The sequence below is a fragment of the Sphingomonas sp. BL-S-30 genome (assembly GCF_055521475.1).
Genome location: NZ_CM145481.1, coordinates 1,871,561 through 1,893,846, shown reverse-complemented (window position 1 = coordinate 1,893,846; position 22,286 = coordinate 1,871,561). Strand labels below are relative to the sequence as shown.

The window sequence follows — 22,286 nt, the reverse complement described above, 5'->3', positions numbered from 1 at the left end:
GGCAGGCGGTGCTGCCTCGGCTCTCCCTCGGCGCCGATCTCGCCGTTCACCGCGCGCGCGTCACCGGGTGGCGCGCGTCGCGGGGAGAGGCCGAGCGCTGGCTGGAGGGGGTGCCGGTCGCGTCGCTCGGGCTCGATCCGGACGAGATTCTCTACGTCCCGCGGCTGCGCGTCCGCGCCCCTGCTTCCGGTATAGGCGCGGCGCGGATGTCCGACCGCATCCTTGCCGAACTGCGCACGGTTCTCGGAGAAGCGGAGACCGGGTGGGGTCGGGGCTTCGTACCCGACCGCCCCTATCGCTTCACCAGCCGCGGCAAATATTCGGCTTGGCTGATCCGCTTGTGGATTGGCGAGAGTTCGACTGCCGCAAGGGAGGCGTTCCGCAGGGCGACTGCACAGGAGAGCCTCGTCGAATGGCAGCGCGCAACGCCGCTCCGGCACGGCCCAGCACTGGTGGCGACGATCGCCCGCCTGGCCGAGATCGGCATGGCCGCCCGCTGGGTCGCCAGCTTCGAACCGGCCGACATCGCCTTGGCGTACCGCGCGATCGAGGCGAGCTTCGCGCTGCGTCTCGCCGTCCCGACCAGAACGGCCCGCGACGCCCAGCCGCTCGATAGCGTCGGACCGCGAACCATCCCCGTCACGGCCCCAGTTGCAGTGCTTCCCGAAGCCGCCACCTGGCTGGTCGAGCATCGCAACGAGTGGCGGGTCCTGCCCGAGCCCGCACGCGCCCTGCTCCTCGCCACGGCGGCGCTCGCACGCAAACCCGCCATCGCATCCCGAGATCCCCAGGCCGTCGCGACGGCGATCCTGGCCGTCGCCGCCGAGCCGGCGCTTCTCACCCCGGAACGCAGGGTTGATGCGGCGACACCACCGCCCGCTGGCGCCCGAGCGCAACCGCGCCGCAATGTCGCGCCCACGCTGCGGCCGAAGCCAGGGCAGGTTCCATCCATGGATTTGCGGCATGCGGCCAGCCCGCGCCCCGACATGGGCGTCAGTCCGCTTCCGGGTGCCTCGAAACACATTGCGGCCTCCCCAAGCGACGCGGTCGTGCAGCACTTCCTCCCGCAGACGGAGATCGCCGCTGAGGCCCGCCATCACATCCGGCAGCCTGCCCTCCCCGCCACGCTCCTCGCGCCCGACGTCCGATTCTCGACGGAGTTCGGTGGCCTGTTGTTCCTGGTGAACGCCTTTGTCGCGCTTGGTCTCTACCCCGATTTCACCCAGCCAAAGGGCAAGCGTCTCGAGCCATCGCCCCTCTGGCTGGCGGACCGTATCGGCCGCTACTGGTTCGGCACGCGCTATCGACGCGATCCGCTTGCCAACTGGATCGCCGCTCACGCCGAAAACGGTCGGCTCCCACGGAACTGGCGCATCGAGCGCGACTGGCTCGCCGGTTTCGAAACATCCGCGCCTCGCCGCCTGACACGTCGCCGCCGCCACACCACCTTGTGGCATCCGGCGGGCTTCCCGCTCGCCGACGGCCGCGAACGCGATCTGCAACCACGAGAGCGTCGCGCCCGCCCCGCTTCGGGCGCACCGGCACGCCTCCCACTGATCGAGCGTTGGCCCGCCTGCCTCGCGCTCTATCTGAATGCGCGCCTCCGGCATCTCACCGGTACCGGCCTGGCGCTCCTGGCCCAGCCTGCCCGCATCGAAACCCGCGACCTCGACTTGCAGGCAGTCTTCAGCCTCGATCGTCACCCGATCGAGCTTCGCCTCGCCGGGCTCGACCGCAATCCAGGCTGGCAGCCGACGGAGGGGCGCTCGATCGCCTTCGCGTTCGAATGACCAAACGATTCGCCTCACTCGCTCCGGGCATCGCGAGCCATTTCCGGCTCACTTTGTTCGGCACCGTTCTGCGCCTCGCCGAGCTGATCGCGCCGGACGATCGCCCGGCCTTCCTCACCGACTATCTCGACGAATGTGCCGAACTCTGGGGTGGGCCGCGCTCGCCCACCGCCGCCGAATGGGCTGATGCCATGGACAGCTGGGCAAGCGCCTCTCCCGGCCTTCCCTTCACACGCCTGACGTCCGGCCGCCCGGCGCTGCACCGTCATCTGATCGCGACCATCGCGCTGATCGAGGAAGATCCCGGCTTCGCCCTGCTGGCCGAAGCAACGCCAGGCTTTGCCACGCTGGGCGGCCTCACCGCGCTGTGGCGCGAGGCAGTTCCCGGCCGCGAGGGCGGCGCCGTGCGCGATCTGCTGCTCGAGATGATCGCCGGGGGTGTCGTTACCGTCACCGATCCCCAGGCGGCGCGTCCCGACTGGCAGTTGCGCCTCGCCAACCCGCTGCTCGACCTGTTGTCGGGTGCACTTCCCCGCCTCGATGGCGCGCTGTTCGAGCCGTGCGGCACTCTTTCCGATCCGGCAGGCTGGGTCGGCGATCCTGATCCCGCCAACCTCGCCCAGATGCTCGCCGCGAACCGCAGCACCCTGTTGCTGGTCCGCGGCCCACGCAACAACGGCCGGCGCACGTTGCTCCGTACCGCCGCGCGCCGTGCCGGACTGAATGTGCTGACGGTCGCGCCCGCTCTGCTCACCGATCCGGCCTTGTGGCGCACCGCCGGCGCGCTCGCTCACGCCGGCAACGCCCTGATCCTCGCCGAACTCCAGCCTGCGCCGGGCGAGACGATAGAACTCCCGTCGCACCCCCTGTTCGCCGGCCCCATCAGCGTAGTGACGGGCATGATCGGCGGCGTCCGCGCTGCCGGCACCGCCCCGACCATCATGATCCCGCGCCCCATGCCCGACGCTGCCGATCGCGAAGCCCAATGGCGCGCCCTCGGCCTGGCGCCGCTCGCCGTCACGCTATCCGAGCTCTCCCTCACCTCAGGCAATATCCGCCGCGCGGCCGAAGGCGCCGCCAGCCGCGCAACCCTTGCCGGCCACCCCGCCATCGCGCGCGACGACGTAATCACCGCCCTGCGCGACCTGCGTGACGCCGGCCTGGACGCGCTCGCCACGCCGATCGAGAACGGTGCGCCCGAGCCGCTCCAGCTCGAAACCCAGGACGCCGCCGAATTCGACGCGCTGATCCTGCGTTGCCGTCACCGCGAGGCATTGGGCGAGCCCGGCGGCGGGCGCGGCGTCCGCGCGCTGTTCGCCGGCCCCAGCGGCACCGGCAAGACGCTCGCCGCGCGCCATATCGCCGCGTCGCTCGGCAAGGATTTGTATCGCATCGATCTCGCCGCCACGGTCAGCAAATATATCGGCGAGACCGAAAAAAGCCTCGAACGCGCACTCTCCGCCGCTGAATCGCTCAACATCGTACTGCTGCTCGACGAAGGCGACGCCTTGATGGCGCGCCGCACCGACGTATCCTCGTCCAACGACCGCTACGCCAATCTCGAGACGAACTTCCTGCTGCAGCGGATCGAATCCTTCGACGGCATCCTCGTCGTCACCAGCAACGATGCCGACCGGATCGACCCCGCTTTCTCGCGCCGCATGGACGCCGTCCTCGCCTTCCGCCCGCCCGACGAGATTCGCCGCCATGACATCCTGCGCCAGCTGCTCGGCGAGCACCGCGTGTCGCCGGGGCTGCTGCACGACATCGCGTGTCGCTGCGCGCTGAGTGGCGGCCAGCTGCGCAACGTGGCGATGCACGCCCGGCTGCTCGCTTTCGACGCCGGCCTGCCGATCGGCGATGCTGATCTCCGCCAGGCGGTGGTGCGCGAATATCGCAAGACCGGCGATTATTGCCCGCTGAAGCTGCCGCTCGCGGCCGTCGGCTGACATGGCCGAAAGCGCGCGCCAGTCAAAGGCCGAGGAAACGCGCAGTACCGTACGCGCCACCCAGCCGGCCCGTGCGACCGTCGCCCGCTCGGCACTCGACAACAGCCGCTCTACCCTGCTCAGCAAGCGCACCATCCAGCCCTCGATGCGCGTATCGCAGCCCAGCGACGCGGCGGAGGTGGAGGCTGACCGGGTCGCCCGGGCCGTCGTCTCGATGCCGGCGCCCGCGCCAGATGCGACTCATCGCAGTGGGCCGATGCTCCACCGCGCCGCCGCGCCAGCCGCGAAAAAGACCCCGAGAGCCGGCGCCGACCCGGATGTCGAGAAGGAAGTCCGCAAGGCCGCAACCGGCGGCGCCGCGCTGCCCGCCAAGGTCCGCAAGACGCTGGAACCCCGCTTCCGTGCCAGTTTCGCCGGGGTGCGCATCCACACCGACGGCAATGCCGCCAAGCTCTCCGCCAAGCTCGGCGCGCGCGCCTTCACCTTCGGCAACCACATCTTCTTCGGCGGCGGGGCGTATGACCCAAACAGCAAGGGCGGCATGGAGTTGCTCGCGCACGAGCTGACTCACACCATTCAGCAGGGCGAGACGATTCAGCGCAAGGCGGACCCGGCCGCCGAGACCCGTGTGGAGCAGCGCACCGAACGCCAGGCCAGCCGCCTGGGTCTCAGCGACGCGCTCAACTTCTTTGCCGACGCCGCCAATGCCATCCCCGGCTTCCGCATGTTCACCATCCTGATCGGCGTGAACCCGATCAACATGAGCGCGGTCGAGGCGAGCGCCGCCAACATCCTGCGCGCGATCGTCGAGTTCCTGCCCGGCGGCAACGTCATCACCCGCGTGCTCGACAGCTACGGCATCTTCGACAAGGTCGGCGGCTGGATCGAAGGGCAGCTCAAGTCGCTCGGCATCAGCGGCGCCTCGATCAAGGCCGCGATCGACAAATTCCTCGAATCCCTCAGCTGGAAAGACATCTTCAACCTCGGCGCAGTGTGGGAGCGCGCCAAGTCGATCTTCACTGACCCGATCAGCAAGATCATCTCCTTCGCCAAGTCGCTGTTCAGCGAGATCCTGCGCATGGTCCGCGAAGCCGTGCTGCGCCCGCTGGCGGCCCTCGCGGAAGGATCGGCCGGCTATCCCCTGCTCAAGGTGGTGATCGGCTTCGATCCGGTAACGGGCGAAGCGGTCCAGCCTACCGCGGAGGCAGTGATCGGCGGCCTGCTCACTCTGGTCGGTCAGGAGGAGCTTTGGGCGAACATCCAACGTGCCAAGGCGATCCCGCGCGCCTGGGCGTGGTTCAAGGGCGCGATGGGCGGCATCAAGGCGCTGGTCTCCAGCATCCCCAGCCGCTTCATCGCCGCGCTCAAGGGCCTCGAGATCATGGATTTCGTGGTGCTGCCCAGCGCCTTCATCAAGCTCGCCAAGGTCTTCGGCAACTTCATCGGCGATTTCGGCTCATGGGCGCTGGGCACCGTCATCGATCTGCTCAAGATCATCGTCGAGGTCGTGGCACCGGGCGCAATGCCCTACATCGCCAAGGCAGGCGCTGCCTTCAACAAGATCCTCAAGAACCCGGTCGGCTTCGTCCAGACGCTGGTCCGTGCCGGCAAGCTCGGCCTCAACCAGTTCGCCGGCAATTTCCTTACCCATCTCAAGGCGTCGCTGATCGGCTGGCTCACCGGCGCGATGGGCGGTGCCGGGGTCTATATCCCGCAAGGTTTCTCGGCCGGCGAACTCCTGAAATTCGCGCTGTCGGTGCTCGGTCTCACCTGGGGGCATCTCCGGCCGAGACTGGTGGCGCTGAGCAGCGAGACCGTCGTCAAGGGGCTCGAAGAAGGCTTCGCTCTGGTCAAGACTCTGGTGAAGGAGGGTCCGGCCGCGGCGTGGCAACAGCTCGTCGAGACGCTTACCAACCTCAAGGACATGGTCATCGACCAGGTCATGGCGTTCGTGAAAGGCAAGATCGTCGAGGTGGCGATCACCAAGCTGGCGATGATGCTGAGCCCGGCGGGCGCGCTGATCCAGGCGATCATCTCGATCTACAACACCGTCATGTTCTTCATCGAGCGGCTGCAGCAGATCGGTCAGGTCGCCGCCAGCTTCATCGATTCGATCGCGACCATCGCCGCGGGCAATATCGGTCCCGCCGCCAACCGCGTCGAGAAGACCATGGCGGGACTGCTGACGCTGGTCGTCAGTTTCCTCGCCCGGTTCGCCGGGTTCGGCAAGGTCGCCACGGTGGTCAACAATCTGATCGAGAAGGTGCGCGCGCCGATCTTCAAGGCGTTCGACCGTGTCGCGGGCTGGATCATCGCGCAGGCGAAGAAGCTCGGCAAGCTTATCGCCGGCGGCGCAAAGAAGGCCGTCGCTGCCTTTACCAAGCCGGCCGACGGCGAGGTCGGATCACGCGAAAGCTTCAGCGGCGGGGACGAAAGCCACAGCATGTGGGTCGATGTTTCGGGTGGTTCGCCCCGCCTGATGATGGCCAGCGTCACCAAGCCGCTGTCCCAGCACCTGATCGATTTCGGCAAGCGTGCGAAAAACATCAAGGCGAAGAAGAAAAAAAGCGACACGCTGAAATGGATTGCTGACATCACGCCCGATGTCGGTGTCATCGAGCAAAAGGCCGCCAAGGCCGCGCCCTCTTCGACTTTGCCCGTCGCCAAGAAGACCGACCTCGATGCCGAGATCACCAAGCTGGAGAAGAAGATCGCCGACAAGCTCGGCAAGATTCTCGCCAACATGAAGGAGACAGTCCCCGAAAAGGTCGATCCTCCGATTTCCGTGAAGTTCAAGATGGGCGACAAGCTCAACCCGACCGACCACAAGAAGGAATATGACCGGCAATTGCTCATGCAGGAGAGTGCCATCAAGGGCATGACGATCCGGCAATGGATGTCGAACCGGGCGCGCTTTGCGAAGCGCGGTCGCGATCCGCGGTCGGCCGGTGCGCAGCGGAAGGAGCGCGAGGTCATCCAGGTCGCGATCGAAGCGCGCCTCACCAAGCCCGCCAAGAGCCCGACCACCAATCCGAAGCTCGGCGATCACGAGAAGAATGGCATCAAGGCGATCTTTGCGGCCGGAACCGACGACCAGCGCAATAACGGGTTCGGCGCTGTTGCCGCGGCCAATCGTGCCGCCACCTGGATGAGGGGACAGCGAGCGCTCCATTCGCCAGACCAGGTCGGCGGCGGCGAACATGACGACCTGACCGGCATGGGCCTCACCGCAGTCAATTCCAGCATCGGCTCCAACTGGGGCCAGGGCTTGGCCGACAAGCTGGAGGCAGACACCAAGGCATGGCTCGGCGGCACCGGTCCGGGCCGGCCGGTCGACGAAGAATGGTATCATTTCGTCAAGATGGGCGTTTCGCTAAAGCTCTGAGGAGAATTGCCGTGCCCGCACCGTTCGACCCCATCGCAAAATTCGACAAGCAGTTCGGCAAGCCGACCAGCGTGACTGGTTTTGCCGCGGCTGACGAGAAACGGCTCGGAAGGCGCCTTCCGGAAACGCTGTTGAAGCTTTTGCGGCGCGATGGGTTCGCGTCCTATTCGACGCAACTGCTGTGGACATGCGATCCGGACGAGTGGAACGGGCCGGTCGGGCCGTGGCGGCCATCGAAAAAGGCCGAAGTCTTCATGCGATCGTCCTTTGGTCATTTTTTTCTGTGGGACGGGCAATATTGCTGGTTCGCGGACGCGCCAGAGGCGGAGACGACCTTCGCCACGGACGATATCGACTGGTTTCTCGGCAGGTTTCTCAACAAGCCGTTCCTGGATGATCTGGGGCTCGTCCCCGATACCGCCCGGGCTCACAAGGAAGCCGGCGACCTTGCCGAGGACGAGATCTACATGTGGACGCCAGCACTTGCCCTTGGCGGTTCGAAAGCAGAGTCGACGATCGAGAAGTCGCAGGCGAAGCCCGGGCTTGCGCTCCTCGCCGATCTGACCTCGATCTCAATCGAGAAAATCTGACGTTACCGGGCAGGTCGATCACCGCGGTGCTGGGTAATTCTCGCCTTCCCCGGTTCGCTGATTGATCACCCGCATGCGACGATCGGGCCAGATCGACACGTCGAGCGAATAGCCGCCGTCCTCCGCCCCCTCAGGGTTCGCGATGAAGTCGGCCGGCTGGTTCACTTCGGGGCTCTTGGTCGCATAGTGAAGCTGCCACACCACCGGGTGTGACGGCGCCGCCGCGATCGTCTGGAACACGCGCGCATCGCCGCCCTTGGTCGCGCCATTGGCCATCAGCGCGACACGCGGCTGAAGCGCCGCCAACAGTGGCGGCGTGGTGCTCAACTGCGATCCGTGATGCGACACGACCAGCAGGTCGGCGCGGCCTAGCCGGTTGACCGGGCAGACCAGCCCGATCTCCACATCGGCGGTAAGGTCGGCCAGGCTCACGATCCGCGCCTTGCCATAGCTGGCGACGACGCCGATCGAGCGGGGATTCTCCTCGCCGCCATTGCCCATGTCGGGCAGCCTCGGTGCATCGCAACCCGGCGTCGGCCCGCCCGCTCCCTTCAGCGCGCCCGGCACCAGACCGCGATCCGCCGAGACGATATCGAGCGTGAGCGGCCCGACCGTGATCCTGTCGCCCGCCTTCACGCTGCGGTGTTTGCGCCCACCCAGCAGCGCCTCGTAGCGCGCGTAGAGCGACGCCGTCGCCGTCGGCCCCGGCACCGTGCCGGCCGGCGCCAGTTCACGGTTGGGGCCATGGTCGATGATCTCGCCGACCGGCATCGCCGCGAGCAGGTCCTGCACGCCACCGACATGGTCGAGATGGTAATGGGTGATGATCAGATAATCGATCCGACTTATCCCCAGCATCTTCGCCGCCGCGGCGATCCGGGTCGCGCTCGATTGATCCACCGGCGTGCCGCGATTCCCGGCCGGCCAACCGGTATCGAGCAGAACCGACTGACCCTGCGGGGTAACGAACAGCGTGCCGCCCCCGCCCTCCATGTCGATCGATACGACACGGAGCGGCTTGGCCGGCGCGGCAACCGCCGACACTGACGCTGTCGCGGCAAGCAGCAACATCGCCGCCAGCGCGCGCGCCATGTTGCCATGTCGGATAGTCGTCACAGGCGTACTCCCCTCGAGCCTCCGGTCGCATCGCCGGCACGGTTTGCTCATCCTACTAGCGCACCATGCACATCACAATCCTTGTATACAACAATGACGCCGTGTTCATGATTGCTGAAACGCGACGACATTCTCTCCAATGTCCCGTACGACCTTGCAAAAAACCGCCAATCGTCGTTCCATCCTTGTGCGATACACCTCTTGTCCGTTCAGCGTTGTGCAACCTTGCATACATGAATAGGAGGCAAGGCGCGGCGACAAGCCCCGGGAAGCTGTCCCTCACTGGAGTTCATGACAATGCGGATCAAGCGTGGTTTTGCAGCAGGTGCTGCCCTTCTGACCCTTGGGCTCCTGGCGGGCCACGGCCTGTCGGCCCAGCCACCGGTCGCGATGCCGGATGCCCAGGTTCCCCCGCCTGGCCCGGGCCTGGACCTCATCAACAAGAATTGCAGCGGGTGCCACACCACCGCGACGATCTTCTCGCAGCGCAAGAGCGCTGACGACTGGGCCGCCACGGTCCAGCTGATGGTCGATCGCGGCGCCGAGCTGAAGCCCGAAGAGCAGGACGCCGTCATCGACTATCTCACGAAGAACTTCGCCGATTCTCCCGCTGCCCCCAAGGCTGCGGCACCGGCGACCCCCGTTACCTGAGATCAAAAGGGGCGGGTCCGCTCGCGCGGCCCCGCCCCTATCCGTTTCCGCTATTTGCGAACGCCAAACGCGTAGACCCGCGCATCGTGCGACACGAGATACACCTTGCCCAGCGCCACGACCGGCTGGCTGAAATGGGTCCAGTCCTTGATCGCGTCCTTGCTCGAATAGAGCTGCTTTCCGCTTTCGGCATCGAACGCATAAAGGATCATGTTGCCGACCGGCGTCGATCGGTATTTCGCCGATGCCGCGGTCGCGCTGTTCAGGCGCGATCCGTCCGGCAGCGTCGGGTTCTGCATCGCCTGGCCGCCGGTCTGGGTCGCATAGACCACGCCGTTCGCCACGACGGGCGGATCAGGCATGATCATGTTGCCGGAGATCCATTCCGGGCTCAGCGAGATCTTGTCGCCGTCGTTCACCACCTGGAACGCCATGATGCTGCCATTGGGCGATTCCCCGGCATCGCTCCTGAACGCCGGCGCGAACTTGGAACGCGGGCCCCACATCGGCAGATAGAGGAAGCGCTTGCCCTCGGGATTCTCATAGGTCGTGACCGCACCCCAGACGCCCTGGCTGGGGTCGGTGCCGGCCGCCGCGTCGTTGCCGAGCTGCGGCGACTTGTAGACGAACTGCTGGTGGTTCTTCGCCTGCCCGCCGCCCATGTCGTTGGCGTCGAGCAGATAGAGAATGCCTTCCTTCTGCGCGGTCGCGACCAGGGTCTTGCCGCCGAACGGAAACACCACCGGGCTGGCCGAACCCGCCAGATCGTGCGCGAAGATATATTTGAAATTCTCCGGCGTGAACGAATCCGCCACGCGCGTCGCCTTGGGCGTCAGCTTCATGATCGTGTCGCCCCAGCTTCCCGCCGGCGGATCGTACAGCCCGTCCGAGGTCTGGAAGATCACCGTGTTGCCCGGCCCGCGCGCGAGCCCGCCACGGCCCCAGGGACCAGCCGGCCGACCGCCGCTGGTGTAAAAGCGGGTGAGCTCCGGCCTGGCCAGGTCGCGCACATCGACCGCGGTGACGGCGGACGGATCGGTCATGACCGGAGGCCCGGCCGGAGCCGCCGCCGCCGCCGCGTTCCGCCGCACGATCGGCGCGACCGCCGATGCCATGGCTGACCGCGGATCCTGCACTTCGCCACAGGCGCGGCCGCTGGTGGTGTAGACGATGTCGTCGATCAGGTTCAGGCTCCAGGCGCGCGTGAAAGGCGCCACCATCTCGATCGGCGCCATCTTCTCGGCGCCGTCGCCCAGGCTCAGCGCGCGCAGCTTGCCGTCGCTCGAAATGAAGAAGATCAGGCCACGGGCCTTGTCGACCACCGGGGTCGCGTTCGCCGTGTTCGGGCAGAGCCAGGTGGCGTTCTTCTTCGCCGTGATCGGGTTCGGGAAACTCTTCTGCCACAGTGCCGCGCCGCTATCGGCATCGAGCGCGAACAGCGTGTCGTCGGCGCCGAGCAGGTAGATGACGTTCTTGGCGCCCTGCGGCGTCTCGACGCTGGCGGCGATGATCGGCGACGTCAGCGTCGACAACACCACGTCGGTAACCGGTGTCGAAAGCTTGGTGCTCCATTGCAGCTTCAGCTTCGCCACATTCTTCTTGTCGAGGGTCTTTTCGCCCCGGTTCCACGCGCTCCGCTCCTGGTCATACCCCCAGGTCGTCCAGTCGTTCGCCGCCTCCGCTGCGGCTGCAACGGGCGCCGCCTGTTGCGCCTGCGCTCCGGCGGGAACGGCAAGCGCGGCGATCATGACCGGAACGAGCGGAAGATATTTTCTGGACATCGCTGCCTCTTGTGACGGGTGAAACACGCCGTGAGAAGGAGTCCCTCAGGGCGACGCGAAACGCTCACCGGCGGCCTCTCCATCCGGTATACATGTTTTGATGAGGCACCCGGTTTTTGATGTCAATGTTGTTGTCCGAAGGCCCGTTTAGCGGATTCCGGAACCTGATTTTTCGTACCGCACCTGAAAATGAGAGCGGTAACGGTTAGCGCTCGCAGCTAGCCCGGGTGGCATGATATGTTTTTGATAAACAATAGGATATAGCACCACAAATGGCGACAAATCCGGGGATTTGACCGCACCTTGTGGCCCTAAAACCACACTATTTCATCCCGTTCCGAAAGCTCGAACACGTGTGTTGACGCCTCACTTTCGGGATGTATACAAGATTCGCGAACAGGCCGAATCCGGTCAAATCCAGGTAGGGGATGCACGTTGTCGAAGGTATTGATGAATCTCGCCCGTGGTGGATCGAAGATGGCGCTGGGCACTGCCCTGTGCATCGCGGCCATGCCGGCCTGGGCGCAGACGGCGCCGGGCGCGGAGGCGACCCAGGTGACGCCGGCGGCACCGCTCCCCGCCGCCGATGACGAGAGCGCCGCAGAACCCCAGCAGGACATCGTCGTCACGGGTACCAGCATCCGCGGCGTCGCGCCGATCGGGTCGAACCTCGTCGCGGTCGGCGCGGAAGCGCTGCATGACACCGGTGCACAGACCGTCACCGGCGCGCTCGCCTCGGTCCCGTCGCTCAGCGGCATCACCGGCCAGGGCAACACCTCGGCTTTCTATCAGCCCAGCATCCACCAGCTCGGCGCCAGCGCCAGCAACTCCACCCTGGTGCTGATCGACGGCCATCGCGGCCCGACGGGCGGCACCAACCATACGTTCCTCGATCCCAACATCGTGCCCAACATCATGCTGGAGCGCGTCGAGGTCCTCGCCGAGGGCGCGTCTTCGGTCTATGGGTCGGACGCTGTCGCCGGCGTCATCAACTTCATCACCCGCAAGCGCTTCGACGGCGTCCAGGCCGAAGGTTCGGTCACCCTGCGCAATGGCACGACCGGCTATCAGGCGGGCCTGCTCGCCGGCCAGACCTGGGATCGCGGCTGGGCCGTGATCGGCGCGCAGTACAGCTATCAGGACAATCTGCGGAACGCCGACCGCGACTTCACCAATCCGAATCATATCCCGCAGGGTGGCACCAGCTTCCTCACGCGCAGCTGCTCGCCGGCCGGCGTCCAGCCCAACGGCGCGGGCGGCATCTATTACGGGCCCTATACGGGCACGGCGCAGCCGAATGCCGCGGCCAGCTACCCCTGCACGAGCTGGGGCGTGACTGACCTTGTCGGCAAGGAAGAGCGCCAGAGCGTGATGGGCAAGGTCAGCTTCGATGTTACCGACAAGCTGACGATCGGCCTCGACCTGCTCTATGCCCGCCGCCGCAACGATACGCTGCAGGGCGCCGGCACTGTCCAGGCCACCGTCTTCCGCACTGGCGCGCAGGCGAACCCCTTCTATGTCAACCCGACCGGCGTTACCGGCGCCGCGGCCGACAAGCAGACCGTCACCTGGGATGCGACCGATCTGGTCGGCCCGGCCCATGGCCGCTCCGATTCCGACTCGATGTATGCCAACTTCACGGCGGCCTACGAGATCACTGACGACTGGCATGCGGACTTCCTCGCCAGTGTCGGCCGCGACGAGAGCACGACCTACACCACTGGCGCGATCAACAGCAGCGTCGCCAACCTGGCGCTGAACGGCACCACCAATGGCGCTGGCTCGCTAACCCAGATCTCGATCCCCGGCACCACCACCATCGTCACGCAATTGCCGCTGACGGCGGACAATGCGCTCGACGTCTGGAACCCGGCCGGCCCGACCAACCGCACGTCGGCGGCGACGATCGCGCGGCTGCTCGACAACGCCAACCGGCTGCGCGCCACCAGCGGCTATCAGCAGATTCGCGCCAGCGCGAGCGGCTCGCTGTTCGATCTGCCGGCCGGCCCCGTCAAAGTCGCGTTCGGCGCCGAGCTGCTCAAGACTCAGCTCAGCCAGCTGGTGACGCGCGCCAACAACAGCGGCCCGGCCTCGCTCGGCTCGCAGCAGCTGTTCTTCCCGTTCGATCGCACCGTCTATTCGGGTTTCGTCGAGTTGAACGTGCCGATCGTTTCGCCGGAGATGGATACGTTCATCCGCCGCTTCGATATTTCGCTCGCCGGCCGCTACGATCATTATGACGATTTCGGCGAAACGACGAACCCGAAGATCGGCTTCAACCTCGAGCCGATCCAGGGCCTGCGCTTCCGCGGCAACTGGTCGACCTCGTTCGTGGCGCCGCCGCTGACGATCATCGGCGACAAGTTCGGCGCCTTCGGCACTGCCGGCTGGAACACCCAGACCAACAACATCTCGGTGCCGACCGCCGCCTATCCCGACGTCGTCAAGATCCTGCCCGGCTGCGCCGGCCAGGCATTGTGCAACATCAGCACGCTGCAGGGCATCCAGAACACCACCGGCGACCCCAATGCCGGTCCGCAGGAAGGCAGCGGCTGGTCGCTCGGCTTCGATGTCGAGCCCTCGCTCGTCCCCGGTCTCCATGCCGCCTTCACCTATTGGAACACCGAGTTCACCGGTGGCGTGACCGGTCCGCAGCTCGCCAACGTGATCAACACGGCGTCGGCGCAATATCTGCTGACCTTCTACCCGAGCTGCGCCACCCCGGCGCAGATCGCGGCGGTGACGCAGGGCATTCCGCAGACCAACGTGACCGCGGCGTGCACCAGCTACATCTTCCACACGCTCAACACGAACTGGCTGAACCTGGACATCTCGGGCATCGATTACCAGATCGACTATGACTACCGCACCGACAGCGCCGGCACGTTCAGCATCGGTCTTTCGGGCACGGAGTTCACCAAGTTCGATCAGTCCTTCGGCTCCGGCCCGAAGTACAGCGTGCTCAACACCGCAGGCAACAACGGCACCTTCCCGTCGCTGAAGCGCAAGGCGCGTGCGTATCTCGGCTGGGCTGGCGGTGCCTTCTCGGCGCGCCTGTTCGCCAACTATACCGGCGGCTTCCGCAACTGGTCGTCGAGCACGGTCGCCCCGCTCACGCGGGACGCCAATGGCAACCCGAACGGCGGCGGCGACAAGGTGAAGGCACAGACCACGTTCGACTTGAACATGGCCTATGAATTCAAGGGCGGTTTCCTGAACGGCTCGCGCCTCTCGGTCTCCGGCCTCAACATCTTCGATCAGGACCCGCCCTTCTACAATACCGGTGCCGGCTATTACAGCCTGATCCACAACCCGTTCGGCCGCACCGTCACGGTCGCGCTGAAAGTGAAGTTCTAAGCGACCCCCCTCATGGCCCGCCTTCCCGATCCGGGAAGGCGGGCTTTTTTTGCTCTCCGGCGCTCGCGGAGTGAGGGAAGGTCCACGGAACCACACTGTAGGGGCTTCGGCCCCATGCTATTGAAGGCCCCCGCGCCGGCACGGTGCAACAAGGTGGATAGATGCTGAAAATCGGGTTCCTGGGCCTTGCCCTGCTTTCCACCACGGCCCTGGCGCAGGACGGCACCGACTGGCCCACCTATGGGCACGACAAGGGCGCGATGCGCCACTCGCCGCTCGCCCAGATCACGCCCGCCAATGTGAACGACCTGCAGATCGCCTGGGTCTATCGGATGAAGCCGGCCAATACCGAGGCGGCAACCGATATGGGCGAAGCTGCCCGCCGCGCCGCCGAAGGGGCCGGCGCCCAGCGCGCCTCGCAATTCGCCGGTTCGGAGATGACGCCGCTGGTCGTCGGCAACCGCATGTACATCTCCACCCCCTATTCCCGCGTCGCCGCGCTCGATGCGACCACGGGCAAGGAAATCTGGGTCCGCGAGATTCCCGGCCCCGGCCAGCCCTCGTTGCGCGGCGTCGAATATTGGGCCGGCGACGGCAGGACCGGCCCGCGCATCTTCTTCGGCACGCGCGACGGCCGGCTGATCGGCCTCGACGCCGCCACCGGCACCTATGCGCCCGGCTTCGGCGAGAAGGGCGTCGTCAATCTGAAGACCGACGAGATCATGAACGGGTCGCCCGCCGCGCAATATGGCATGACGACCCCGCCGATCGTCTTCAGGAACCTGATCATCACCGGCTCCTCGGTGCAGGAGAACCCGGCGCTCGGCGCCCGCGGCGACGTCCGTGCCTGGGATGCGCGCACCGGCAAGCTCGTCTGGACCTTCCACACCGTGCCCCGCAAGGGCGAGCTCGGCTACGACAGCTGGGCGCCGGGCAGCACGGAGAAGCGCTCCGGCGTCAATGTCTGGGGCTTCATGAGCCTCGATGCGAAGCGTGGCATCGTCTACCTGCCGATCGGCGCACCCACGCATGATCGTTATGGCGGCGACCGCCACGGCGACAATCTGTTCGGCACGTCGCTGGTCGCGGCCGATGCGGCCACCGGCAAATATCTCTGGCACTTCCAGGTCGTGCATCACGACATCTGGGACATCGATCTCGAATCCGCGCCACTGTTGTTCGACGCGAAGGTCGGCGGCAAGACCGTGCCCGCCGTCGCGGTCGTGGCGAAGAACGCGCTGCTGTTCATGCTGAACCGGGTCACCGGCAAGCCGATCCATCCGGTCGAGGAACGCCCGGTTCCGGCCAGCACCGTGCCGGGCGAGCGCGCCGCCCCTACCCAACCCTTCCCGGTCACCCCGCCGCTCGCCCGCACCACTTTCTCGATCGAGAAGGACATCGCCGATGTCACGCCCGAGCTGAAGAGCTGGTGCGAGAACTGGATCAGGAGCAACAACATGGCAGAGGGCGTGCAGTATCAGCCCATGCTGCCCGATCGTCCGCTGATCGTCTTCCCGGGCACCGAGGGCGGCTCCAACTGGGGCGGCGCGACCTTCGATCCGAAGACGGGCTATATCCTCGTCAACACCAACAATTTCGGCCAGGTCACCACCATGGTGAAGACCGACGGCCCGGTCGCCTGGATGCCCGGCGGGGTCGGCGGTCGTTTCCAGCAACCCGGCACCGGCCTGATGTGCCAGCGCCCGCCCTGGGGCCAGCTCAGCGCGGTCGACAGCAGGACCGGCAAGATCGTCTGGCAGAGCACGCTGGGCGTCACCGACAGCTTGCCCGAGGGCAAGCGCGACACCGGCCGCCACGGTACCGGCGGCGCGATCACCACCGCAGGCGGCCTGCTGTTCATCGGCTCGACCGACGATTCCCGCTTCCGTGCTTTCGAGATCGCGACGGGAAAGGAAGTCTGGACTCACAAGCTCGAGGCCTCGGCCCATGCGACGCCAATCTCCTATCGCGGCACTGACGGCCGGCAATATGTCGCGGTGGTCTCGACCGGCGGCAGCTATCACAACAGCCCGCGCACCAGCGACGCGCTGACGGCGTTCGCGCTGCCGAAGGGGCTTGCCCGCTGACGACCGGGACGCAGCGATTCAACGGAGCGAGATTTTGGTGCAGCCTTCCGGACATCCCGGGGGTGACTCGCATCCTGGCGGCTTTTCCTCATGCTCGACAGGTTGGAAATTTTTCGTTCGCCGCAGCGGAAAAACAGCCCCTGTTTCGGCCCCGATTGATGCTTTTTCGCAGCCTGTTTTCCGCTGTCATGCCGTAACAGGGAAAATCGACCATAACTCCTTGTAAATTCAACGCTTATTTGTCTTGAAAATCCAACGTTACAGCGGAAGGAAAAATGTCGGCCGCGTGGCGACCGAAAATGGGCGAAATGCCTCCGAAACCGGTTGGAAAGCCGCGCTGCTGTCTTGCCGGTGTAACCGGATCGGCGTACCGCCTGCGAACAAGTCGCAAAAAGCGGCAACGCGTAAAGGGGTCTCAGGAAGGATGTACGATGAGTCCCGTTATAGCTGTGCCTGCCCCATCCATGACAGCGGCGATTCTTGAGGCAGTGCGGAGCTGGCGCGTCGCGCGCGACACGGGTAATTCGATCCAGCCTGCCCTGTACGCGCCGCTCGAAACGCGGGGTTACGGCCTGCTCGCCCCGGTGCTGGATGGCCTGCTGACTCTGTTCGAGGCAGCGTCGCGCCGTCGCTTCGATGCCGGCGCGCCGTCGGACAGCGCGATCACGCACGACGAGCACCGGCTGCTCGATCTGCTCGAGGGCGATGACGTGGCACCGCCGACCGATCAGCTTCGCCCCGATCTCGTCGCGGCGCTGCGGGTTGCGGTGCGCTCCTGCCGGATCATGCTGCGCTCGATGATCCGCCCGGAGACCGCCGCGCTCGCCTGACGTCGCTTCGCGCGTGCATCCGCCCGCCGATCCCGATAGGTTTCGGCAACCAACAAACGGGAGAGATGCATGCGGGCCCTCGTCACTGTCAGCCTGATCGGCGCGGTCGCGCTGACCTGGGCGCAACTCTCGGCGCAAACCACGCCGGCCCCTGCCGCCAAGCCGCCGGTCGGCCAGGGCGAGAATGGCGACTGGGCGTTCATCAACCGCTATCGCGAGGCGAACCAGCCGCTGCTTGCCGCTGCCGATCCGAAACGCGTCGTGTTCATGGGCGATTCGATCACCCAGGGCTGGGCCGAGCAGCCCTTCATCAAGGGCAATGCCCATTTCGTCGGCCGCGGCATCTCCGGCCAGACCACGCCGCAAATGCTCGTCCGTTTCCGCAGCGACGTGGTCGCGCTCAAGCCGGCGGTCGTGCACATCATGGCCGGCACCAACGACGTCGCGCAGAATACCGGCCCGACCACGCCCGAGGAAACCGAAGGCTATGTCGCCGGCTTGGTCGAGATCGCGCATGCCAATGGTATCAAGGTCGTGCTCGCCTCGATCCCGCCCGCGATCGAATTTCCCTGGCGCCCGGGCCTCGAGCCCGCGCCGAAAATCAGGGCGCTGAATGCCTGGCTAAAGGACTATGCCGCGCGAAAGCACGTGGTCTATGTCGACTACTGGCCCGCTATCGCCACGCCGGAGGGCGGGATGAAGCCGGGTTACGCGCATGACGGCGTGCATCCCAATGCCGAGGCCTTTGCCGCGATGGCCCCACTCGCCCAGGCCGCGATCGACAAGGCAATGCGAACACGATGACCCAACCACGTTCGTCCTGAGCTTGTCGAAGGACTGTTCTTTCTTTCGTCCGGCAAGAGAAAGAGCAGGGCTTCGACAAGCTCAGCCCGAACGGACCTGGGTGGCTGCCTATGGCGCCTTCCACCCGATCTGCCGGTCGGCCCAGGCAATGAAATATTTCATGTTCGGCGCATCGGTATGCCCGCCGTCATGCTGGCGCCAGGCGAGTTGCCCATCGAGCATGTCGGTCAGCACCGGCGGCTTCTGCGCGGTACGATAATCGTTGCCGACGCCGAGGTCCTTCGCGCCGAGCAGGGTCCATGCCTGCCCCGCCGCGACGGTCGCCATATAGCTGCCCTGCTGGTCGAGCCAGTTGGCGTCGCCCTTCTCGGGCACGCCATAGCTGATGAAGGTCGGCCGCGGTGCGCACAGCGCGATCAGCTGATGCGCATCGACCGGGATGTCGCCCGGCGTCTTCGCCCCGAATGTCGCGTCCGACGCCCCATATTTCAGGAAGTTGCCGGCCATCCAGTGATAGCCGCCAGTGCCCGTGAGGTTCTCGACTGCCTCGCCGAAATTGCGGCGGTGCGGTTTGGCCCCGCCCTCGCCCGACGATCCGACCAATACCATCGCGAACCGCTGGTCGAACGCCATGGTGATCAGCGCAGCCTTGCCGTAACGCGACACGCCTTCGATCCCGACTCGCTTCGCGTCCACGGCGGGCACCGTCTCGAGATAATCCAGCGCCCGGCTCGCGCCCCAGCCCCAGGCCCTGAGCGCCCCCCAATCGTCCGGCTTGCGCGGCTGGCCCTTGTTGGTCAGTCCGATAATGCCGCTGCGCAGCCCCGCGCCATTGTCCGCCTGGATGCTCCCCGTATCGACCAGCGCGACGCCCCAGCCGGCGGCGATCAGGTCGGAGATGCGACCGTCGCTCGGCGGCGCCGGAAAGAAGCTAGGCGGACTGACGAAGACGAACCCGGGATGCGCCTGGAACGCCGCGGCCAGTGAGGGGTCGCGCGCGACGAGATCGGCCTTCATCGCCGCGTCGATCTTCGCCGCTTCGTCGGCGGTCGGCTGGCTCGGCGCCGGATAGCGCGCCGCGCCGAACATGATCAGCACCGGCACCGGTTTCGTCGTCTCGGCCGGCAGCACCAGGGTCATCCGGATGCCGACCTCGATCGCCGGATACGCACTGTTGTCGACCCGCCCGATCAGCTGCTTCGCGACGATGCGCTTGCCGCTGATATACTCATTGTCGGTGCTCGCGACCGACCAGCTGACTCTCGGCACATTGGCCGGGATCCGACCGACCACCTCGCGCTCGAACGCCTCGACGATCTCGGGCCGGCGCTGCTTCCACCAACCATCCGCGGTGGTAACCTTCCTGCCGTTGTTCAGCATGAGGATCTCGGGCCAGTCGGGAAAAGGGTTCGCCCGAGCGGGATCGTAATTGGCCGGGTTCGGCCCATCGGGCTGGCCGCTATGGCCGGGGCGCAGGGTCTTGATGCCGAGCTGATCCATCATGTTCTGATGGTCCTGCTCCGCGGTCCAGGGCGCCACTGCTCCCTGCTGCGATACGGCCGGGGTCGATCCCGACACCGCCACGCCGGACAGCATGGCAAGAGCGCAGCACGAGCGCAGCAACGCGATTTTCATGGCAATCCCCTCCTGGGTGGACGCCTGCGCGCCTCACATCCTATAGGATATACGGCGAGGACATGATTGCAATCGCGATTGTCGGTAGGTCGACGGGGTGGGCCATATTCTCTCCCCCTCGCGCTCGCCGCACGCTATGCGACGCGAAACGAGGAGGATGCCAATGCCGCTTTACGCCATCGACGGAAAACAGCCCGTGGTCGGAACCGACGTATGGGTCGCGCCCAGCGCGGATGTGATCGGCGACACGCATCTGGCCGATGAATCGAGCGTCTGGTTCGGCGCTGTCATCCGCGCGGACAACACCCCAATCGTCATCGGCACGCGCAGCAACATCCAGGAAAGCGCGATGTGCCATTCCGACCCAGGCGCGCCGCTGACGGTCGGTGCCGACTGCACCATCGGCCACCATGCCATCCTCCATGGCTGCACCATCGGCAACAATGTGCTGATCGGCATGGGCGCGATCATTCTCAACAACGCCGTGATCGGCGACGGCTGCATCGTCGGCGCGAACGCCCTCGTGACGGAGGGTAAGGTGTTCGAGCCGAACAGCCTGATCGTCGGTAGCCCGGCCAAGGCGATCCGCACCCTGGACGAGGATGCCGCGGCGATGCTCAAGGCGTCCGCCCAGCATTATGTCGACAAGGGCAAGGCGTATAGCGAGGGGCTGACCAGGGTCGGGTGATCCGCGCGATTACCGCGTCGGATAATTCGGCGCCTCGCGCGTGATCGTCACGTCATGGACATGGCTCTCGCGCAGGCCCGCGCCGGTGATCTGTACGAACCGCGCGCGCCGCTGCAGGTCCTCGATCGTCGCCGATCCCGTATAGCCCATGGCGGCGCGGATGCCGCCAACCAGTTGATGGATCACGTCGCGTGCGGGGCCTTTGAACGCCACCTGGCCCTCGATCCCCTCGGGCACCAGCTTGAGCTGGTCCTTGATGTCGCCCTGGAAGTAACGATCCGCCGAACCGCGACCCATCGCGCCAACCGAGCCCATGCCGCGGTAGGATTTATAGGCGCGTCCCTGGTACAGGAAGCTTTCGCCAGGGGCTTCTTCCGTGCCGGCCAGCAGCGAGCCGATCATGCAGGCCGATGCGCCCGCCGCGAGCGCCTTGGCGAGATCGCCCGAGGTACGCAGGCCGCCATCGGCGATCACCGGCACGCCGGCCTTTAGCCCGATCTCGGCGCAATCCATCACTGCTGTGAGCTGCGGCACGCCGACGCCGGCGACGACGCGCGTGGTGCAGATCGAGCCCGGGCCGATGCCGACCTTGATGCCGTCGGCACCCGCATCGATCAGGGCGCGTGTCGCCTCGGCGGTGGCGACGTTGCCGGCGATGACCTGCACTGAATTGCTCAGCCGCTTCACCCGCTCGACCGCGCGCGCTACGTCGCGATTATGGCCATGCGCGGTGTCGATGACGACGAGATCCAGCTCCGCGTCGACCAGCGCTTCGGTCCGCTCGAAGCCCTTGTCCCCGACCGTCGTCGCCGCGGCCACGCGCAGCCGCCCGGTCGCGTCCTTGGTCGCGTTGGGATAGGTCACCGCCTTCTCGATATCCTTCACCGTGATCAGGCCAATGCAGCGGTAAGCCTCGTCGACGACGAGAAGCTTCTCGATGCGGCGCTGATGCAGCAGGCGGCGCGCTTCCTCCTGGCTCACACCCGGTGCGACGGTCGCGAGATTCTCGTGAGTCATCAGCTCGGCGACCGGCTGGCGCGGATTGCCGGCAAAGCGAACGTCGCGGTTGGTCAGGATGCCGACCAGCTTGCCGCTTGCCTCGACCACGGGGATGCCGCTGATCTTGTTGCGCGTCATCAACGCCTGCGCTTCCGCCAGCGTTGCCTCGGGCGCGATGGTGATCGGGTTGACCACCATGCCGGATTCGAAGCGCTTCACCGCCCGCACCGCCGCGACCTGTTCGGCGACTTCGAGATTACGGTGAAGCACACCGATACCGCCGAGCTGCGCCATGACGATCGCCATGTCGGCCTCGGTCACCGTATCCATGGCCGAGGAAAGGATCGGGATGTCGAGCGCGATCTCGCGCGTCACTCGTGTCGCCGTGTTGGTCTGGCTCGGGACGATGTCGGACTCCGCCGGCACGAGCAATACGTCGTCGAAGGTGAGGCCGAGGCGAATGTCCATGGGGTGCCAGTTTCCTGCGGGGAGCGAGTCGTGGCGGTCCATGTAAACAAGGGGCCGCTGCTGCGCTAGGGGCCCCGCCACTCGTGTCGCATTTCGCTATAACGGCCCCGCCAATCTGCTAATCTGAAGATGGCGGCCGTGCCTCTCGCGGCTCAT

14 protein-coding genes are annotated in these 22,286 nt (G+C 66.1%); 10 read left to right on the top strand and 4 right to left on the bottom strand.

Features of this window, described 5'->3' with window-relative positions; genetic code table 11:
• Nucleotides 1–8: 8 nt before the first annotated feature.
• The 4 genes from ACZ1I5_RS08695 to ACZ1I5_RS08680 are packed head-to-tail and all read left to right on the top strand — an operon-like array spanning nt 9 to nt 7,714.
• Nucleotides 9–1,790 (top strand): hypothetical protein, encoded by a 1,782-nt coding sequence (locus ACZ1I5_RS08695; RefSeq protein WP_465173296.1) that lies wholly within the window; start codon nt 9–11, stop codon nt 1,788–1,790.
• Nucleotides 1,787–3,739 carry an ATP-binding protein gene (locus ACZ1I5_RS08690; protein WP_465173295.1) on the top strand — a complete coding sequence of 651 codons (1,953 nt, stop codon included), beginning with the start codon at nt 1,787–1,789 and terminating at the stop codon, nt 3,737–3,739. The genes ACZ1I5_RS08695 and ACZ1I5_RS08690 overlap by 4 nt, the downstream gene beginning before the upstream one ends.
• 1 nt (nt 3,740) lies before the next feature.
• The gene (locus tag ACZ1I5_RS08685) at nt 3,741–7,124 is read left to right on the top strand and encodes an eCIS core domain-containing protein (protein ID WP_465173294.1); all 3,384 of its coding nucleotides are present in this window, start codon (nt 3,741–3,743) and stop codon (nt 7,122–7,124) included.
• Nucleotides 7,040–7,714, top strand: a complete 675-nt coding sequence (locus ACZ1I5_RS08680; protein ID WP_465173293.1) for a GAD-like domain-containing protein — start codon at nt 7,040–7,042, stop codon at nt 7,712–7,714. The genes ACZ1I5_RS08685 and ACZ1I5_RS08680 overlap by 85 nt, the downstream gene beginning before the upstream one ends.
• A gap of 18 nt (nt 7,715–7,732) precedes the next feature.
• Here ACZ1I5_RS08680 and ACZ1I5_RS08675 read toward each other — a convergent pair whose 3' ends face one another.
• Entirely contained in the window at nt 7,733–8,830 is a 1,098-nt protein-coding gene (locus tag ACZ1I5_RS08675; RefSeq protein WP_465173292.1) for a ComEC/Rec2 family competence protein, read from the bottom strand.
• 297 nt (nt 8,831–9,127) lie between these two features.
• Here ACZ1I5_RS08675 and ACZ1I5_RS08670 point away from each other — a divergent pair, with 297 nt between their 5' ends.
• Nucleotides 9,128–9,481: a c-type cytochrome gene (locus tag ACZ1I5_RS08670; RefSeq protein WP_465173291.1), complete on the top strand. Its 354-nt coding sequence runs from the start codon at nt 9,128–9,130 to the stop codon at nt 9,479–9,481.
• Between the two features lie 50 nt (nt 9,482–9,531).
• Here the strand turns inward: ACZ1I5_RS08670 and ACZ1I5_RS08665 are convergent, their stop codons facing one another.
• Entirely contained in the window at nt 9,532–11,262 is a 1,731-nt protein-coding gene (locus ACZ1I5_RS08665; protein ID WP_465173290.1) for an outer membrane protein assembly factor BamB family protein, read from the bottom strand.
• Nucleotides 11,263–11,697: 435 nt separating this feature from the next.
• On the opposite strand from ACZ1I5_RS08665, the gene ACZ1I5_RS08660 reads away from it, so the two are divergent.
• The 4 genes from ACZ1I5_RS08660 (at nt 11,698) to ACZ1I5_RS08645 (ending at nt 18,340) form a co-directional block, all read left to right on the top strand.
• Complete coding sequence (locus ACZ1I5_RS08660) at nt 11,698–14,619, top strand: TonB-dependent receptor domain-containing protein (protein ID WP_465173289.1); 2,922 nt, start codon at nt 11,698–11,700, stop codon at nt 14,617–14,619.
• A 161-nt stretch (nt 14,620–14,780) separates the two neighbouring features.
• The gene (locus ACZ1I5_RS08655) at nt 14,781–16,706 is read left to right on the top strand and encodes a pyrroloquinoline quinone-dependent dehydrogenase (protein WP_465173288.1); all 1,926 of its coding nucleotides are present in this window, start codon (nt 14,781–14,783) and stop codon (nt 16,704–16,706) included.
• 464 nt (nt 16,707–17,170) lie between these two features.
• Nucleotides 17,171–17,536, top strand: coding sequence for a hypothetical protein (locus ACZ1I5_RS08650; RefSeq protein WP_465173287.1), 366 nt, complete (start codon nt 17,171–17,173; stop codon nt 17,534–17,536).
• Between the two features lie 69 nt (nt 17,537–17,605).
• The gene (locus ACZ1I5_RS08645) at nt 17,606–18,340 is read left to right on the top strand and encodes a GDSL-type esterase/lipase family protein (RefSeq protein ID WP_465173286.1); all 735 of its coding nucleotides are present in this window, start codon (nt 17,606–17,608) and stop codon (nt 18,338–18,340) included.
• Nucleotides 18,341–18,448: 108 nt separating this feature from the next.
• Here ACZ1I5_RS08645 and ACZ1I5_RS08640 read toward each other — a convergent pair whose 3' ends face one another.
• A complete protein-coding gene (locus tag ACZ1I5_RS08640; RefSeq protein WP_465173285.1) occupies nt 18,449–19,975 on the bottom strand; it encodes a glucuronyl esterase domain-containing protein in 1,527 nt (508 codons plus the stop codon).
• Nucleotides 19,976–20,138: 163 nt separating this feature from the next.
• On the opposite strand from ACZ1I5_RS08640, the gene ACZ1I5_RS08635 reads away from it, so the two are divergent.
• Nucleotides 20,139–20,663, top strand: coding sequence for a gamma carbonic anhydrase family protein (locus ACZ1I5_RS08635; RefSeq protein WP_465173284.1), 525 nt, complete (start codon nt 20,139–20,141; stop codon nt 20,661–20,663).
• A 9-nt stretch (nt 20,664–20,672) separates the two neighbouring features.
• On the opposite strand, the gene guaB is transcribed toward ACZ1I5_RS08635, so the two are convergent.
• On the bottom strand, nt 20,673–22,130 hold the full coding sequence (gene guaB / locus ACZ1I5_RS08630) for an IMP dehydrogenase (protein WP_465173283.1): 1,458 nt from the start codon (nt 22,128–22,130) through the stop codon (nt 20,673–20,675).
• Nucleotides 22,131–22,286 lie beyond the last annotated feature (156 nt).